Origin of the sequence: Rufibacter immobilis, from assembly GCF_003721565.1 — a bacterium.
In the GTDB taxonomy this organism is placed as follows: domain Bacteria; phylum Bacteroidota; class Bacteroidia; order Cytophagales; family Hymenobacteraceae; genus Nibribacter; species Nibribacter immobilis.
Window position 1 is genome coordinate 1 of record NZ_RJJE01000003.1, and the last position, 17,265, is coordinate 17,265.

At 53.2% G+C, this 17,265-nt stretch carries 14 protein-coding genes; 10 read left to right on the forward strand and 4 right to left on the reverse strand.

Annotated elements, in window-relative coordinates:
* Window positions 1-104: 104 nt before the first annotated feature.
* The 9 genes from EFA69_RS04955 (at window position 105) to EFA69_RS04995 (ending at window position 9,687) form a co-directional block, all read left to right on the forward strand.
* Window positions 105-563: a phosphatidylglycerophosphatase A family protein gene (locus tag EFA69_RS04955; RefSeq protein WP_123132001.1), complete on the forward strand. Its 459-nt coding sequence runs from the start codon at window positions 105-107 to the stop codon at window positions 561-563.
* Window positions 564-935, forward strand: coding sequence for a GtrA family protein (locus tag EFA69_RS04960; protein ID WP_123132002.1), 372 nt, complete (start codon window positions 564-566; stop codon window positions 933-935).
* On the forward strand, window positions 922-3,528 hold the full coding sequence (locus tag EFA69_RS04965; RefSeq protein ID WP_123132003.1) for a DUF5686 and carboxypeptidase-like regulatory domain-containing protein: 2,607 nt from the start codon (window positions 922-924) through the stop codon (window positions 3,526-3,528). Before EFA69_RS04960 ends, EFA69_RS04965 begins: the two co-directional genes overlap by 14 nt.
* Before the next feature lie 12 nt (window positions 3,529-3,540).
* Window positions 3,541-4,275, forward strand: a complete 735-nt coding sequence (locus tag EFA69_RS20495) for a CDP-alcohol phosphatidyltransferase family protein (RefSeq protein ID WP_245964502.1) — start codon at window positions 3,541-3,543, stop codon at window positions 4,273-4,275.
* A gap of 12 nt (window positions 4,276-4,287) precedes the next feature.
* Window positions 4,288-4,854, forward strand: coding sequence for a DUF4833 domain-containing protein (locus tag EFA69_RS20500; RefSeq protein ID WP_245964503.1), 567 nt, complete (start codon window positions 4,288-4,290; stop codon window positions 4,852-4,854).
* A gap of 12 nt (window positions 4,855-4,866) precedes the next feature.
* Window positions 4,867-5,487, forward strand: a complete 621-nt coding sequence (locus EFA69_RS04980; protein WP_123132004.1) for a sterol desaturase family protein — start codon at window positions 4,867-4,869, stop codon at window positions 5,485-5,487.
* Between the two features lies 1 nt (window position 5,488).
* Window positions 5,489-6,445, forward strand: coding sequence for a phosphatase PAP2 family protein (locus tag EFA69_RS04985; protein ID WP_123132005.1), 957 nt, complete (start codon window positions 5,489-5,491; stop codon window positions 6,443-6,445).
* Between the two features lie 200 nt (window positions 6,446-6,645).
* The gene (locus EFA69_RS04990) at window positions 6,646-8,952 is read left to right on the forward strand and encodes a GH92 family glycosyl hydrolase (RefSeq protein WP_123132006.1); all 2,307 of its coding nucleotides are present in this window, start codon (window positions 6,646-6,648) and stop codon (window positions 8,950-8,952) included.
* A 69-nt stretch (window positions 8,953-9,021) separates the two neighbouring features.
* The gene (locus tag EFA69_RS04995) at window positions 9,022-9,687 is read left to right on the forward strand and encodes a basic secretory protein-like protein (RefSeq protein ID WP_123132007.1); all 666 of its coding nucleotides are present in this window, start codon (window positions 9,022-9,024) and stop codon (window positions 9,685-9,687) included.
* A gap of 137 nt (window positions 9,688-9,824) precedes the next feature.
* Here EFA69_RS04995 and mgrA read toward each other — a convergent pair whose 3' ends face one another.
* Entirely contained in the window at window positions 9,825-10,814 is a 990-nt protein-coding gene (gene mgrA / locus EFA69_RS05000; protein WP_123132008.1) for an L-glyceraldehyde 3-phosphate reductase, read from the reverse strand.
* Between the two features lie 381 nt (window positions 10,815-11,195).
* On the opposite strand from mgrA, the gene EFA69_RS05005 reads away from it, so the two are divergent.
* The gene (locus EFA69_RS05005; RefSeq protein ID WP_123132009.1) at window positions 11,196-13,136 is read left to right on the forward strand and encodes a PAS domain-containing sensor histidine kinase; all 1,941 of its coding nucleotides are present in this window, start codon (window positions 11,196-11,198) and stop codon (window positions 13,134-13,136) included.
* Window positions 13,137-13,208: 72 nt separating this feature from the next.
* On the opposite strand, the gene EFA69_RS05010 is transcribed toward EFA69_RS05005, so the two are convergent.
* From EFA69_RS05010 to EFA69_RS05020, 3 genes are all read right to left on the reverse strand, one after another.
* Window positions 13,209-13,520 carry an antibiotic biosynthesis monooxygenase family protein gene (locus EFA69_RS05010; RefSeq protein ID WP_123132010.1) on the reverse strand — a complete coding sequence of 104 codons (312 nt, stop codon included), beginning with the start codon at window positions 13,518-13,520 and terminating at the stop codon, window positions 13,209-13,211.
* Between the two features lie 113 nt (window positions 13,521-13,633).
* Window positions 13,634-14,596: a dienelactone hydrolase family protein gene (locus tag EFA69_RS05015; protein WP_449415973.1), complete on the reverse strand. Its 963-nt coding sequence runs from the start codon at window positions 14,594-14,596 to the stop codon at window positions 13,634-13,636.
* A 187-nt stretch (window positions 14,597-14,783) separates the two neighbouring features.
* Window positions 14,784-17,081 (reverse strand): GH92 family glycosyl hydrolase, encoded by a 2,298-nt coding sequence (locus EFA69_RS05020; protein WP_123132012.1) that lies wholly within the window; start codon window positions 17,079-17,081, stop codon window positions 14,784-14,786.
* Window positions 17,082-17,265 lie beyond the last annotated feature (184 nt).

The following is a 17,265-nucleotide window of genomic DNA, read 5'->3' on the forward strand; positions in this document are numbered from 1 at the left end:
TGCGCCACATGATGGGAGAGGACCTCATCACCCACCTCGGCCTCGACTACTACCAGGAGCTCGTCGACACCCTGTAGGGAAACAGAGGATTTAGTAAGTTCTATATGATTCAACTACACAAACTTATTTCCACCAGCCTGGGCATTGGGTATATAGGCAAAGGTGGAGGCACGGTGGCCGCAGTGGCTACCTGCCTTTGCTGGTATTTCTTGCTGGGCGGTGGGAATGAGCTTGTGCTAGGACAGGTTGGGATCACGTTGCTGATTACCATACTAGGCGTTTGGTCTGCCAATGAAGTAGAACCTTACTGGGGCAAAGACGACAAAAAAGTAGTGATAGACGAAGTGGCGGGAATGTGCATCAGCCTTCTGTTCATTCCGGTTCAGGTAAACTACATTTTAGCCGCTCTGGTCCTATTTAGATTCTTTGACATTGTGAAACCTTTCTACATAAGAAAAACTGAGAAATTGGCTGGAGGCTGGGGCGTGATGATGGATGACGTGCTCTCCGGAATCTATGCCAACGTACTCTTGCAACTTCTTGTCTACCTGGATCTATTTTAGATGCTCACCTTCCTAAGGTCCCAGGCCGCCTCCCTGATTGCATCAGGAGTTGACTTTCTGGTGACCATTTTTGCAGTCGAACTTTTAGGCATTTGGTATGTAGCCGCCACTGTTTCAGGCACCATCTCTGGTGGAATTATACATTTCTCTATAGGCAGAACCTGGGTTTTCCATGCTGCCCATGGAGCAATACCCACGCAAGCCACCAAGTACTTCCTGGTCTGGAGCGGTAGCTTTCTACTCAATGCTTCAGGAGTGTTCATGTTCACCCACTATCTGGGTCTCAACTATATCTTCTCTAAAGTCACCGTTTCTCTATTGGTCGGCTTTTTCTACAATTTTATTCTACAAAAGAGATATGTATTCAAGTAAGAATGTATATGTCAGTATTTTACATATACTGGTTTGCTGCGTAGCCTTTCTAGCTGCCGGAGTAAACTTCAATTCAGTTCAAGCGCAGGGAATTACCACTTCTGTGCGCGGAACCATCAAAGACGCGGTTTCCAATGAACCGCTTATTGGCGTCTCTATTTTTGTACCGGGCACCAGTTTGGGCACCACCTCAGACGTGGAGGGAAACTTCTCCCTTAAAACAACCCAGGCCATTACTAAAATTCAGTTCACCTACCTGGGGTATAAAGCCAAAACCATTGAGCTTACCCCCGGCGAAACAAAAGTTTTGAACGTGCGGCTGGAGAGTGATGCCAAGAAACTGAACGAAGTGGTGATCAAAGGCCGTAGCCGCAACTACAGCAACAAAAACAACCCTGCGGTAGACCTCATCCGGTTGGTGGTAGACAACAAGAACAAGAACCGCCTGGAGAGCTATGATTACGTGCAGTACCAGCAATATGACAAGCTGCAACTGGCGTTGACCAATACTCCTGAGAAACTGCGCAACAATATTCTGCTCAAACGCTATGACTTCGTGACGAAGAACATAGACACCACCACTCTGGCGGGCACTGCCATACTTCCGCTGTACATGCAGGAGTCACTTTCACAGCAGTATTACCGCAAAGATCCTGAAAAAAAGAAAACGGTGGTGCAGGCAGAGAAGAAAGTTGACTTCGGTGAGTTTGTGGTGATCAATTCCTACGTGAAGCACATGTACCAGGACATTGACATCTACAAGAACAACATCACCATTCTTACCAACCAGTTCCTGAGCCCTATTGCTGATCTGGCTCCTACCTTCTACCGGTTTTACATCACAGATACCGTGGTAGTGGACGGCCAAAAACTAACTGAGCTTTCCTTCAGCCCTAAGAACGAGACTGACTTTCTGTTCACGGGTAAACTGTACGTGACCATGGACGGAAACTATGCCGTGCAAAAGGTAGACATGGAAGTAGGCAAGAAAGTGAACATCAACTGGGTGCGTGACCTCCACATCAACCTTGACTTTGACCGGCTACCCAACGGCCGCTACAACCTGAGCAAGAGCGTCCTGAAATCTGAGTTTGCCGTAGTGCAGAACAGCAAAGGCGGCGTGTACGGCGAGCGGACGGTCTCGTTCAAAGACTTCAAAATTAACCAACCACAACCTGCCAGCTTTTATGAAGGTGATCCTTTGGTGAAAGCCGAAGAAGCCGAGCGGCACGATGATGAGTATTGGGCTACTAACCGTCATGACAGCCTTTCTTTTGCAGAGGCCAATACCTACCAAAGCATTGACAGCCTGAGAAACACCCGGTCTTTTAAAAGAACCCTGGATTACGCCACTTTCTTGATAGCCGGTTACAAACATGCCGGGCCTTATTTTGAGATTGGTCCTGTAAATACGTTCTACAGCTTTAACCCGGTGGAAGGCTTCCGGCTGCGGGTAGGCGGTAGAACCACCACTACCTTCAGCAAAAGAGTTATGTTTGAGACCTATGCGGCCTACGGTTTCAAAGACGAGAAATGGAAGTATTACCTGGGTGGCACCTACTCCTTCTCTAACCGGTCCATCTTTGAGTTTCCGGTGCGGGCCTTGCGGGTGAATTACCAGAAAGACACCAAGATTCCGGGCCAAGACCTGCAGTTCATCCAGGAAGACAACTTCCTGCTGTCGTTCAAGCGCGGCACCAATGACAAATGGCTCTACAACGAGACCTACAACATTGACTACCTCCACGAATTCCGGAACCGCTTCTCGTTCAGGGTAGGTTTCAAGAACTGGAAGCAGACACCGGCGGGAAGTTTGGAATACCTGAAAGCCGAAGGCACTGCACCGGCCGAAGGAACAACAGCGCCTAACGGTTCGGAGCAGATAGAGAACATCACCACCTCTGAGGTACGGCTGGAACTTCGCTGGGCGCCCCATGAAGAATACGTGCAGGGCAAGCTGTACCGCTTCCCTATTGTGAACCGGTATCCGGTCTTCACGCTGCGGGCTGCTGCCGGAATCAAAGGGCTATTTAACGGCGACTATGATTACCAGAGCCTCACCCTGAACGTGACCAAACGTTTCTATATGTCACAGTTGGGATATTCAGATGTGATCACGGAAGGCGGGTATATTTTTGGGAAAGTACCGTTTCCGCTGCTGGCCATTCACCGGGCAAACCAGACGTATTCTTACCAGATACAGTCTTATAACCTCATGAACTTCCTGGAGTTTGTCAGTGACCAGTATGCCAGTATTAACATAGACCATTGTTTCAACGGGTTTATCTTCAACAAGCTGCCCCTGATCAAGAAAACCAAGCTGCGCGAATTTGCAACCGTGAAGGTTCTCTACGGCAAGGTTCGCGAAGAGAATGATCCAGAGGTGAACAAAGACCTATTGGCGTTCCCAGCTTATGCGACCGGCCTACCCACCACTTATTCCCTGGACAAGAAGCCGTACGTGGAAGCCAGCCTGGGCGTGGGCAATATCTTCAAGTTCTTCCGGGTAGACGTGGTTAAACGCCTGACGTACCTTGACAACCCCGGCGTTTCTGAAGTGGGCATCAGAGGCCGCTTCAAATTTGACTTCTAAGCAATAGCGCACATGGAAAGCACCATTCGTAAAACCAGCCTAAGAGACGCTTTACAGCAGGGCATATACAAGATCATCAATCCTTTTGTGCGGTTCATGATCTCCGTGGGCTTCACTCCCAACGCCGTCACCATTACCGGATTTCTGCTGAACATAGGCGTAGCCGTAATCTTTATACTGGGCGGGGAACAGGGCAACCGCGGTGATCTCAGCTATGTGGGCTGGGCAGGCTTTCTGATCCTGTTTGCCGGTTTGTTTGACATGCTGGACGGGCAGGTGGCCCGCCTGGGGAAAATGAGTTCCTCCTATGGAGCGCTCTTTGACTCCGTAATAGACCGCTACTCAGAACTCATCATGTTTCTGGGCATCTGCTACTACCTAATTGCCCACCACTATTTCCTGAGCTCACTGCTGGCCTTTGTAGCCATGATTGGATCTATGATGGTGAGTTATACCCGCGCCCGGGCCGAGGGTTTGGGCGTAGAATGTAAAGGCGGGCTTATGCAACGCCCGGAGCGGGTGGTATTGATTGGCCTCTCCTCCATGCTCTGCGGCCTGCTGGCCACCTGGATTGGCGGCGATTATAAAGTGATACTGCCCGGCACCAATCTTCAGGTGTTTGAAACCATGTCAGTGTTTACGTTTCCGTTGGCCGTGCTGGCGGTGTTAACCAACATCACCGCGTTAAACCGGTTGCTGGATGCCAGGAAGGCATTGGAGCAAAAAGAGGCCTTAAAAGGTCAATAGACCATTCTTCATATGCGCAGATTTCTTTTTTCCGTTTTAGTAGGAATGGCCGTTTGGTTAGCAACCGGTCAGCAACGGGTGCTGGCGCAGGCAACCACCAAAACCAATACCCAACAGGAACTGCCCGTGCCCAAGGGGATCCCTAACCTGCTGTTTTACGTGCAACGGGACCCTAACACCAATACCATTGTCTATGAACTGAACCTGGACAGCAAAGGCAACCTGAACCAAGAAGAACCCATCCGGATTTACTGGATGCGCTACGCCGACGGGGGCCACCGGCAGGATCTCAACTTTATCCAGCGGAAATTTGCCTATGGTCTGCATGTAAAGAAGATAACCCCCGAGAAGTACGAACTCAAGTTTGTCTGCTATGACAAACGCACCTTGTACCTCATGAAAGGCGCAGATGGCAGATTTCATGTGTACACTGCCATTGGGAAGAAGCAGTCTATCCTGAGCCGCGTGTTCGTCCGGATTGAAGGGGGCACTTTCTGGGTACCCAATGTGGTCTATGCAGAATTTACGGGGCAGGAGGCCGCCACCAGAAAAGAAATTATTGAACGGTTCAAACCATAAATTCTCATCTTTATGAAGAAGAACTATATCTCTAATTCCACAGAATCTACCAGAATGTTCAAGGCCGACTGGATGGAGGCCCTGTCTAAGGTACACTTCACTGTGCCCCTGTATATTTACGTACCGGTGATTCTGCTCCTCTGCTGGGATGCCCTGTACAGACAAAGTTTGCCCTTGCTCCCCTTTATAGGCTACTACGCTCTGGGACTGGTAGTCTGGACCTTGACGGAGTACCTGCTGCACCGGTTCGTGTTTCATTATGTACCTAAGGCACCGTGGGCGTTGCGGCTGCACTTCATCTTTCATGGTGTGCACCATGATTACCCCAATGATGCCAAACGGCTGGTGATGCCGCCTTCGGCCAGTATTCCTATGGCTACGGTGCTGTACCTGTTCTTCCGGTTATTTTTGCAGGGCGGGGAACTGCATGCTTTCTTTGCCGCCTTTTTAACCGGTTACCTGGTGTATGACCTCTCGCACTACGCCCTGCATCATTTCAATTTCAAAAGCCAGTTCTGGAAAAACCTGAAGAAGCACCACATGCTGCACCACTATTCAGACGCCTCCAAAGGCTACGGGGTAAGTTCGCCGCTGTGGGACAAAATCTTCCGCTCTGATTTCATCAAAAAATAACATGCGTACCACTTCAACGGTAGCCAGTAAAACTAAAAAGGAAACCGGCGTTTCTGCAAAAGCAGCCCTGGTGGTCACCGCCATTTCTGCGGGCTACCTGCTGCTCTCCTACGTCTTAATTGGGTTCAAACCTGAGCAACTGCTGCTGGTGGCTCTGTTTAACTCCTTATATTACCTTTCTCCTGTCACCAGAAAATTTGCGTTGGGCTACACCATTTTCATGGTCTTCTGGATCTTGTTCGATTACATGAAGGCCTTCCCCAACTACTGGTTCAATGAGGTGCACATCAAAGACCTCTATGAGGCCGAAAAAGCCTTCTTTGGGGTAATGTATGATGGTATTGCTCTTACGCCCAATGAGTACTGGCTCCGGCACCCCAACACGGCGCTGGACATCCTTTCGGGGGTATTTTACCTGTGCTGGGTACCGGTGCCCATGGGCTTTGCCGCTTTTCTGTTCTTTAAAAACCGGCAACAGTTCATCTACTTTTCGCTCACCTTCCTGCTGGTCAATATAATGGGCTTTGTGGTGTACTACCTGTACCCCGCCGCGCCACCGTGGTATATTCAGCAGTACGGCTTTGACTTCATTGCCCACACGCCCGGTAACATGGCCGGTCTGGCCCGGTTCGACGCTTATTTTGGGATAGACCTTTTCCGGGGGATGTACGCCAAAGGCTCCAACGTGTTCGCGGCCATGCCTTCGTTGCACTCCGCGTACCCGCTCATTGTGTTTTACTACGGGCTCAAGAACCGGCTCAAGTGGGTGAACGTGGTGTTTGGCGTCATCATGGGGGGCATCTGGTTTGCGGCCGTCTACAGTTCGCACCACTACGTGCTGGACGTGCTGTTCGGGGTTGTCTGTGCGGCTACCGGCATTGGGCTTTTCAACTGGGCCATGGCCCGAAAAGGAGCGGTTTACCGGGCGGTGCAGCGGTTTATAAAAGCCATAGAGTAAACCAAATTATTTTATGAGGCGCCTTGCGTTTAGGGGCTGTTTTTCCAAAAACAGCCCCTAAACGCAAGGCGCCCGCTTTTGTAGCCACGTTAACGTGCTTTGGGCTTTGCCATCCCTTCACCCACACGTTTAGGCAACAGCGGTATCCTAAATAATTCTGCTATTTTAAGGCCGATTTTGGAAAAACAGCCCCTAAACGCATGACCTTCCGCCTACCCCTTCTTTTCCTGTGCGCCTCCCTCCTGGTGCAGCCGCTGGCCTTCGCGCAAAAGAAAAGCAAAACGCCGTTTGAGCCCGCCGAGCTGGTGAACCCACTCATGGGTACCGATTCCAAGCCCGAGCTCTCCAACGGGAACACTTATCCCGCCGTGGCCGTGCCCTGGGGCATGAACCTCTGGACTCCGCAGACCGGCACCATGGGGCACGGCTGGGCCTACACCTACGCCGCCGACAAGATCAGGGGTTTCAAGCAGACACACCAGCCCTCGCCCTGGATGAACGACTACGGTCAGTTCGTGATTATGCCCGTGACCGGGAAGATGCGCTTTGACCAGGACGGCCGCGCCAGTTGGTTTTCGCACAAATCAGAGACCGCCAAGCCTTACTACTACGGCGTGTACCTGGCCGACCATGACGTGACCGCCGAACTCACCCCCACGGAGCGCGCCGCCCAGTTCCGCTTCACTTACCCCAAGGCAGACAGTTCCTTCATTGTGATAGACGCGCTGGACCGAGGCTCTTATATAAAGGTGCTGCCCAAGGAACGGAAAATCATGGGCTACACCACCCGCGCCGCCCGCTCCAACCCCAAGAACTTCAAAAACTTCTTCGTGATTTACGTGGACAAGCCTATTGCCCTGGCCCGCACGTTCAGGGGCAAGGCGCTGGCCGGAAAAGACTCCCTGGAACTCATGGCCAACCACACGGGTGCCATCATCGGGTTCAAAACGGCCAAAGGCGAGCAGGTAAACCTGAAGGTGGCTTCCTCTTTCATCAGTTTTGAGCAGGCCGAACTGAACCTACAGCGGGAGCTGGCGCAGGATGATTTTGAGGCCACCAAGCAGAAAGCCAGAGACCGCTGGAACCAGGCATTAAGCCGCATCACGGTGGAAGGCGGCACTGAGGAACAGCAGCGCACTTTTTACTCCTGCCTGTACCGCACGCTCTTTTTCCCGCACAAGATGTATGAGGTGAACGCCGCCGGCAAAACCGTACACTACAGCCCCTACACCGGACAGGTGCATGACGGGTACCGCTTCGCCGGCACCGGTTTCTGGGACACGTTTAGGGCGCTCTACCCTTTCCTCAACCTCATGTACCCCGGCATCAACAAAGAAATGCAGGAAGGCCTCATCAATGACTTCAAGGAGGGCGGCTGGCTGCCGGAATGGTCCAGCCCCGGCTACGCCGATATCATGGTGGGCAACAACTCGGCTTCCGTGGTGGCCGATGCCTACCTGAAAGGCCTGCGCGGCTATGACATTGAGAAACTCTACGAGGCGCTGGTGCACGGAGCCAACAACGAGGGGCCCATCTCAGCCATCGGCCGAAAGGGCGCGGAGTACTACAAAAAGCTGGGCTACGTGCCCTATGACGTGAAGATCAACGAGAACGCCGCCCGCACCCTGGAGTATGCCTATGATGATTTCACCATTTACCAGCTGGCCAAAGCCCTGAAAAAGCCCCAGGCCGAGATTGACCTTTACGCCCAACGCAGCCAGAATTACCGCCACCTCTTTGACCCGGCCACCGGGCTCATGCGCGGCAAAAACCAGGACGGCACTTTCCAGACCCCGTTTAACCCCTTCAAGTGGGGCGATGCCTTCACGGAGGGCAACAGTTGGCACTACAGCTGGAGCGTGTTCCATGACGTGCAGGGGCTGGTGAACCTGATGGGCGGCAAGGAGAACTTCGTGAAAAAGCTGGATTCTGTGTTCACGCTGCCTCCCGTGTTTGATGACTCCTACTACGGCGGCGTGATCCATGAGATACGGGAAATGCAGATTGCCAACATGGGCCAGTACGCGCACGGCAACCAGCCCATCCAGCACATGATCTACCTCTACAACTACGCCGGCGCTCCCTGGAAAACCCAGTACTGGGCCCGCCAGACCATGGACCGCATGTACAAACCTACGCCAGACGGCTACTGCGGCGACGAAGACAACGGCCAGACGAGCGCGTGGTACGTGTTCAGCGCCATGGGCTTCTACCCCGTCTGCCCCGGCACCACCCAATACGTGCTGGGCGCGCCGCTCTTCCCCAAACTGACGCTCACGCTGGAGAACGGCAAGAAACTGGAGATTGAAGCGCCTAAAAACAGTCCGCAGAACCTGTACGTGCAGGAACTGAAAGTCAACGGCAAGAAACACGGGCAGAACTGGCTAGACCATTTTGAGTTGCTCAAAGGCGGCAAGCTCCGCTTTGAGATGGGCGATAAACCCAACACCCAACGCGGCACCCAAGACAGCGCATTCCCTTATTCCTTCTCTTCCGTCAAGCAATAACATTCGTCTTCGCGTTTAGGGGCTGTTTTTGGAAAAAGAGCCCCTAAACGCAAGTCTCAGCACCAACCCATGAAACACCTTCTTCTTTCCCTCGGCCTTTGTCTGGGCACCGTTACGGCGGTACTGGCCCAATCAGAAACCCACACCCAAGGCAAATACACGCTTACCTTCGTGAACCAGGACCCGGCGCTCAACCCCACGGTGAAGCAGAACCTGATCAAGGCCTTCTTCCAGACCTACCCCGCAGAGGCCAAGCGGTTCAACAAAAAAACGGTGAAAGACGTGACCGTTACCATTGATACCGCCTACACCGGCGTAGCCTACGCCCACGAAGGCAAAATCACCATCAGCTCGGCCTGGCTGCGCAAGCGCCCCACAGACATTGACGTGATCACGCACGAAGGCATGCACCTGGTACAAGCCTATCCCCCCGACAGCGGCCCCGGCTGGATCACCGAAGGCATCGCCGATTACGTGCGCCATACCTTTGGGGTAGACAACGCCGGTGCCAACTGGTCTTTGCCTGAACCCACAGACAAACACAACTTTGACAACAGCTACCGCATCACTGCCCGTTTTCTGCTGTGGGCCGAAAAACACGTAAACAAGAAACTGGTGAACGAACTGGATGCCCGCATGCGCCAGAAAACCTACACCCCCGCTGCCTGGAAAGAACTGACCGGCAAAACGGTGGAGGAACTCTGGCAAGCCTACAAAGCCAATCCAAAAATCTGATGTACCGCAGACCGAAGCGTTCCAAGGTAACCTCGGCGTAGCCGAATAAAACAGCGCAGGCTTTCTCCCAACTTAGAGAAAGCCTGCGCTGTTTTAGGTCTTATTTAGGAAAAACGGCCGCTAAACGCAATACAAAGCTATTGCAGAATAGTCTCTATCTGGTTGAGCTCGTCTTGGCTGAATTGGGTGTTCTGCATGCATTTGAGGGAATCTGCCAATTGGGCGGGCGAGCTGGCTCCAATGAGCACTGAGGTCACCCGCGGGTCTTTCAGTAGCCAGGCCAAAGCCATCTGCGCCAACGTCTGTCCCCGTCCCTGGGCCAGGTCATGGAGCTGACGTATCTGGCCCAGGCGCTCTTCCGTGATGTCTGCCTCTTTCAGGAAACCATGGGGCTTGGCGGCGCGGGAACCTTCAGGAATGCCTTTGAGGTACTTGCTGGTGAGCAGCCCCTGCGCCAGCGGCGAAAATGGAATACAGCCCACGCCTTCCTGCTCCAGCAGATCCAGCAGGCTTTCCTCTACCCAGCGCACAAACATGGAGTACTTGGGCTGGTGGATGAGGCAGGGCGTGCCCAGTTCCTTCAGAATCTGAATGGCGCGGGTGGCCTCCGGAGTTTCATAGTTGGAGATGCCCACGTAGAGCGCCTTCCCCTGTCGCACAATTGCGTCTAGGGCACCCATGGTTTCTTCCAGCGGGGTGTTGGGGTCTGGCCGGTGGCTGTAGAAAATATCCACGTAGTCCAGCTTCATGCGCTTGAGGCTTTGGTCCAGACTGGAGATAAGGTATTTGCGGGAACCCCACTCGCCGTACGGCCCCTCCCACATCTTGTACCCCGCCTTGGTGGAGATAATGAGTTCATCGCGGTAGCCCCTGAAATCCTGGTGCAGAATCTTCCCGAAATTTTCCTCGGCGGAGCCGGGCGGCGGGCCATAGTTGTTGGCCAGGTCAAAGTGGGTAACCCCGGCATCAAAGGCGTCACGCAGCATCTGGCGGCTGTTCTCCAGCACGTCTACGTGCCCGAAGTTGTGCCAGAGCCCTAGAGACAAGGCGGGCAGCTGTAAACCGCTTTTGCCGCAGCGGCGGTATTCCATGGCGCCGTAGCGCTGGGAAGAGGGAGTATAAGACATAGTTAGCTTCATTGGTAGAAGCTGAAAAGTACAGTTTTAACCGGTGCGGGCAAAGCGTTGGGCACAAGTTCTTCTGGCTTACTTAGCACCTCCGCCGGCTCCAGTCCTATACTGCCCAAGAGATTTGTTACTTAAATACCAGAACTGCAAAAACCAAAGGAAAGTAAAAACCGTAGGCGAGGGCTAGGACAAACAAGCCATAGTAGGATAGCGCATAACAAAGAACTTTCAGAATAGTTTGAAGAAAGACGGACGTAACACGTGTTTCCTGAAGCCTTTTCAGCTATAATTACCTATATTACTGTAAAGTATATACAGGAAGGCCCGTGGTTCTTCAGAAAGGGATTCTGACATGGTCATATCCTGTTTACTACAACCCATATGAACCACTCTTCAGAAGTTGACTCTATTTCGCAGCCCGTTCATCAGACAGATGACCTTTACCGGTTACTGATCAATAGCGTCACAGATTACGCCATTTTTCTCTTAGACCCGGAGGGCAACGTTGCCACCTGGAACGCAGGGGCCAGGCGCATCAAACAATTTGAGGCAGAGGACATCATTGGCAAGCACTTCTCCAACTTCTACACCTCAGAGGCCAAAGAGCGCGACTACCCTGCCTATGAACTGAGGGAAGCCCAGAAACAGGGTCGGTTTGAGGATGAAGGCTGGCGCGTGCGCAAAGACGGCACGGTCTTCTGGGCCAACGTGATCATTACGCCGCTCTACAGCCAGGACCGGGTGCTGCTGGGTTTCTCCAAGATTACCCGTGACCTGTCTGAGCGGAAAAAAGCCGAGGACGATCTCTACAAAGCCTATGAGGAGGTAAAGGAAAGCGAGGAAAAGTACCGTTTAATGGTGGAAGGAGTAACTGACTACGCCATTTTCATGCTCAACCCCGCTGGGCAGGTAGCCACCTGGAACGAGGGCGCCAAAAGAATCAAAGGCTACAACGCCAGCGAAATCATAGGCAAGCACTTCTCCAAGTTCTACTCCCGTGAGGCCGTACAGACCGGCTACCCCGAGTATGAACTGAAGAAAGCCGTGGAAGACGGCCGTTTTGAGGACGAAGGCTGGCGCTACCGGAAAGACGGTTCAGCGTTTTGGGCCAATGTGATCATCACGGCCATTTTCAACGCAGACAAAGAACTCATTGGCTTCTCCAAGATCACCCGTGACCTCACAGACAAAAAGAAGTTGGAGGAACAACTCTTCCGCATTAATGAAGACCTGAAGGAAAGCGAGGAAAGAACCCGTCTGCTCATTGACAGCGTGAAGGATTACGCCATTCTCATGCTCAACCCAGACGGCTTGGTGGTTAGCTGGAACTCTGGGGCAGAACGCATTAAAGGCTACAAAGCCCCCGAGATTTTAGGCAAGCATTTCTCCAAGTTCTACTCCCGCGAGGCCATGGAGAACGGGTTTCCGCAGTATGAGCTGGCGCAGGCCCGCGAGAAAGGCCGCTTTGAGGACGAGGGCTGGCGCATCAGGAAAGACGGCACCGCCTTCTGGGCCAACGTGGTTCTGTCGCCTATCTACAACTCTGAGCACCGGCTCCTTGGGTACGCCAAAATCACCCGCGATCTTACGGAGCGCCGCCGGAACGAAGACCTGATGCAGAAAAACAAAGAGCTCCTGCGCATCAACAATGACCTGGATAACTTTGTCTACACCGCCTCCCATGACTTGAAATCTCCCATCACCAACCTGGAGGGACTCCTGAGTGCCTTGCAGGAAGACTTAGGCGATGAAAAGGAAAAGCACCAGCAGATTCTCACCATGATGCACGGCTCCGTGAACGCCCTCAAAAAAGTGATCACAGACCTCACCGACATCAGCAAGCTCCAACAGGAAAGCGAAAGGCGCGAGAAAGTACAGATCGCAGAATTGCTGGATGACATCAAAGAAAGCCTGAGCAGCCTCATAGACAGCAGCAAAGCGAAAATCCGCCTGGAAAAACAGGATTTCAGCCACCTTACCTACTCCCGCAAGAACCTGCGCAGCGTGCTCTACAACCTGGTGTCAAACGCGATAAAATATGCCGCCCCCAATAGGCCACCGGTAGTTACCATCTTTACAGAGCTTACTCCCACTGGAGAACACGTCTTAACGGTGAAGGACAACGGGTTGGGCATTGCCAAAGAGCAAACCTCCAAAATCTTTGCCATGTACAAACGGGTGCATGACCACGTGGAAGGCTCCGGCATTGGCTTATACCTGGTGAGAAAGATCCTGGAAAATTCCGGCGACACCATTTCCGTGGAAAGTGAAGTTGGCAAAGGTTCTGAGTTCAAAGTCATCTTCCACCAGCAAAACTTTTAAACAGTAACCAAGAGAAATAAAGAACGCCTGTCTACGGTTCTGTAGGCAGGCGTTCTGTTTAGGGGCTGTTTTTCACAAAACTGCCTCAAAGTAGCTGAGCTTCTTGGTAAGTTTAGGCCGGTCCTCTACGGGGTGCTGGCGTTGCTCTTTGTGGCCCTGCACATGCTCTTCGCGCGAGATCCAGGCTTTGAAATCCTCTTTGCTGGTCCACTTGGAAACCAACACGTACTCAACGGTAGCGGGGTGCTCCCGCTTCCAGATGTCAAAGGAGAGAAGGCCCTTGGCACCCTGGCTTTCTTCATAATCATGCTGGCATTTGCGGGCCAAATAGGCTTCATGTTCTTTGTCTGCCTCAAAACTGGCGTTCACTATATAAGCGTTCATAGTAGTACAGGTTGCGTCTCTTTGATAGGATTTAGTACTAAGATAACGGAACTTGCGCCTTTTTCGGTTTTCTGGGGGTATGTTTCCTGTTACCTCCAGGATACCCGATGTGTTTACTTCAAGGTTCTGCCAAACAGTGCCAATGTTCTCTCCCAGGCCAGTTTGGCGGCGGCTTCATGATAGCGCGCCGGTGAAGTATTGTTGTTGAAGGCGTGGTTGGCTCCTTCGTATACATACAACTGGTATTTAACCTTCGCCGCTTGCAGGGCCTGCTCAAACGCCGGAATGCCCGCGTTCACGCGTTCGTCCAAACCGCCGTAGTGCAGCAGCAACTCGGCTTTGATCTTGGCTACATCGGCGGCTTCGGGTTGGCGGCCATAGTACGCCACGGCCGCGTCCAGCTCCGGGGAATGGATGGCCAGTTGCGCCGCCAAAGCGCCGCCCCAGCAGAAGCCCACGCAGCCGGTTTTCCCGTTGCCGGAGGCATGCTTTTGCAGGTACTCCAGGCCTCTCAGGAAGTTGGTCAGGTTCTGCTGCGTATTCAGCTTGGAAAACAACGCGCGGGCTTCGTCTTCATTGGCAGGCGTGCCGCCGAAGGGCGAGAGCGCGTCTGGCGCAATGGCCAGATATCCCGCCTGCGCCACCCGCATGGTTACGTCCCTGATATGCGGGTTCAGACCTCGGTTTTCATGGATGACCAGCACCGCGCCCAGCTTCTTCTTTCCTTCGGGCCGCGCCTGAAATGCTTTCATGGTCACCCCATCTGCCCCGGCATACGTGATGTCTTCGGTTTTAATGTTCTTATCCTCCACCGTGGCAGCCTGGGCGTAATTGTTCTCCAACAGGGGGAGCAACGACATGGCCAACGTGAGACTGCCCGTGAGTTTAGCCAGACGGCTGATGAACTCTTTGCGGGTGAGCGGGGCGTGGGTGTACTCGTCAAAGAGATTGATAATGCGCTGATCCATAGTTCTGTTTGTTTCCCTCAAGGTACAGAATTGGCAGCAGATCTTTGGCAAGAACAGTCTGCGTTTAGGGGCTCTTTTTGGAAAAAGAGCCCCTAAACGTACTGGCAACTCTTACCCATGCCCTGGCCTTTACTGGGGTCGGCCGGTCTGGAGACTAAGCCTCTTCTCTGTCACCGGATAAATTCCCGCTCCAGGTATCTGCAATAAAACAGGAAAGCGTTTAGGGGCCGTTTTTCCAAAAACAGCCCCTAAACGCCTGGGTAGTTCAGTCAGGGAAAAGGATATAGCCTGGCTCCTACTTCTTCGGCTTGCTGCTCATGTAAAATGTGAGCTTGCCGCCTTTTGCCAAATCTGTGTGGTGCAGGACTGGTTGCGTTAAGGTCTTGCCGTTTAACTCCACCTTCTGCACGTACACGTTTTTCTCACTCTGGTTCTTGGCTTCAATCTCAAAGGTTTTGCCGTTTTCCAGCTGGATGGTCGCATCTTTCACCGCCGGGCTGCCCAGGGAATATTCTCCCGCGCCGGGCGCCACCGGATAGAAACCTAGCGAACTGAACAGGTACCACGCGCTCATCTGGCCGCAGTCATCGTTGCCGCCCAAGCCGTCTGGGGTAGGTTGGTACTGTTTCTTCAGGATCATGCGCACGCGCTCCTGCGTTTTCCAGGGTTGGTCTGTCCAGTTATAGAGGTAGGCCACGTGGTGCGCAGGTTCGTTGCCGTGCACGTAATTGCCAATGATGCCCTCGCGGGTGATGTCCTCAGTATGGGCGAAAAACTCATCGGGTAGGTGCATGGTAAACAAAGAATCCAGGTGGGGCACGAAGCGTTTGTTCCCACCCATGGCCTGAATCATGGCGGCGGGGTCTTGCGGTACGTAGAGGCTGTAGTTCCAGGCGTTGCCCTCAATGAAGCCCTGGTTGTGGGTGCTCAGCACATCGAACTCCTTTTTGAAGGTGCCGTTGCTCAGTTTGGGGCGCATGTACCCGATGCTCTTGTCATACACGTTCTTCCAGTTCTGCGCGCGCTGGCTGAACTCCCGGTAAATGTCCTGGCGGTTCAGTTTCTGGGCAATCTGGGCGATGCACCAATCATCATAGGCGTACTCCAGCGTTTTGGAGACGGAGGAACCGTTCTTGTCTTCGGGCACGTAGCCCAGTTGCATGTAGAAGTTGAGGCCGTCATAATAGCCTTGGCGGGCGGTGGCTACGCAGGCGTCCAGGGCGCGGTTGGCATCACCGGTGTAGGTGCCTTTCATAATCGCATCCGCGATCACCGATACGCTGTGGTACCCAATCATGCACCAGTTCTCATTGGCGTGGTGCGACCACACCGGCAGCATGTTATGTACGCTCTGGTCATAGTGCGCCAGCATAGACTCTATCATGTCGGCGTTGCGTTTGGGCTGCACCACGTTGAACCACGGGTGCAGGGCGCGGTAGGTGTCCCACAAAGAGAAGGTGGTGTAGTTGGTGAAGCCCTGGGCCTGGTGGTTGTTCTGGTCCAGGCCGCGGTACTGGCCGGTCACGTCCATGTAGGTGGTGGGGCCCAGGAACGTGTGGTAGAGCGCGGTGTAGAAGTTGATGTAATCGTCTTTGGTGGGCAGGCTGGCGCGTACTTTGCCCAGTTCCTGGTTCCAGAGGGCCTGGCTCTCGTCTTTCACGCGCTCAAAGTCCCAGTGCGGAATCTCGGCGCGCATGTTGGCCAGCGCCCCCTGCGTACTCACCGGCGACAGCGCGAATTTCACCTTGATCTTCTCCCCTTCGGTGGTCTTGAAATCGAAGTAAGCCCGCAGCTGTTTGCCGGCCATCTCGGGGAAGTTCTTGCTCTGGTCAAACTTGCGCCAGAAGCCTTTGTACACTTGCCCTTTGCTGTAGTCTTTGTTTCCGTATTGGACAAAAGGCTTGGAGAAGGACATGGCGAAGTACACTGTGCGGGTGCGGGCCCAGCCGTTGGTTTGGCGGTAACCGGTGATTAAGGTATCATTCTCAATGCGCAGGAAGGTCCAGGTATTTTTGTCTTCGTAGTTGTAGATGCCGTGCATGAGGTCCAGGATGATGTGCGCCTCATCGCTCTTGGGGAACGTGTACTGGTGCATGCCCACGCGGTTGGTGGCAGTGAGTTCGGCCTGGATGTTATGGTCGTCCAGTTTCACGCTGTAGTAAGCCGGCTCGGCGCGCTCATTGTTGTGCGAGAACTTGGAACGGTAGCCGCTCTCCGGACGGGCCTCAGTGCCGGGGTTCAGTTGCAGTTTGCCGGTGGTGGGCATGAGCAGGAAATCGCCTAAATCTGAGTGGCCGGTGCCGCTGAAGTGCGTGTGGCTGAAGCCCACAATGGTAGGGTCATCATACTGGTAGCCGGCGCAGTACTTGTACACATCTTTGTTGTAGGCCCCGTTCATCTCATACGGAATGGTGTCGGTGTCGGGGGAGAGCTGCACCATCCCGAAGGGCGCCGTGGCCCCGGGGTACGTGTGGCCCATCTTGTGCGTCCCAATCATAGGGTTCACCCACCGGACCAGATCATTCTTCGGTTTTTGGGAGAACGAGGCGAAAGCGAAAAACAGGAAAGCAGGAAGCAGAAAGAGTTTTCTCATGAACAGATGCCTATTGCTTGGCTAGCGTATTTTGGGGAAATGTTTGACCGTCAAAGTTAAAAGAGAAACAGGAAGCACAAAGGCTTTGGGCTGGTTTTTGCCTTTTTCCAGAAAAACGGCCGCTAAACGCAACTTGCTACCGGCTTTCTCCGGCAGGGCGCTCTCCTGCCCTATACCAGTATCT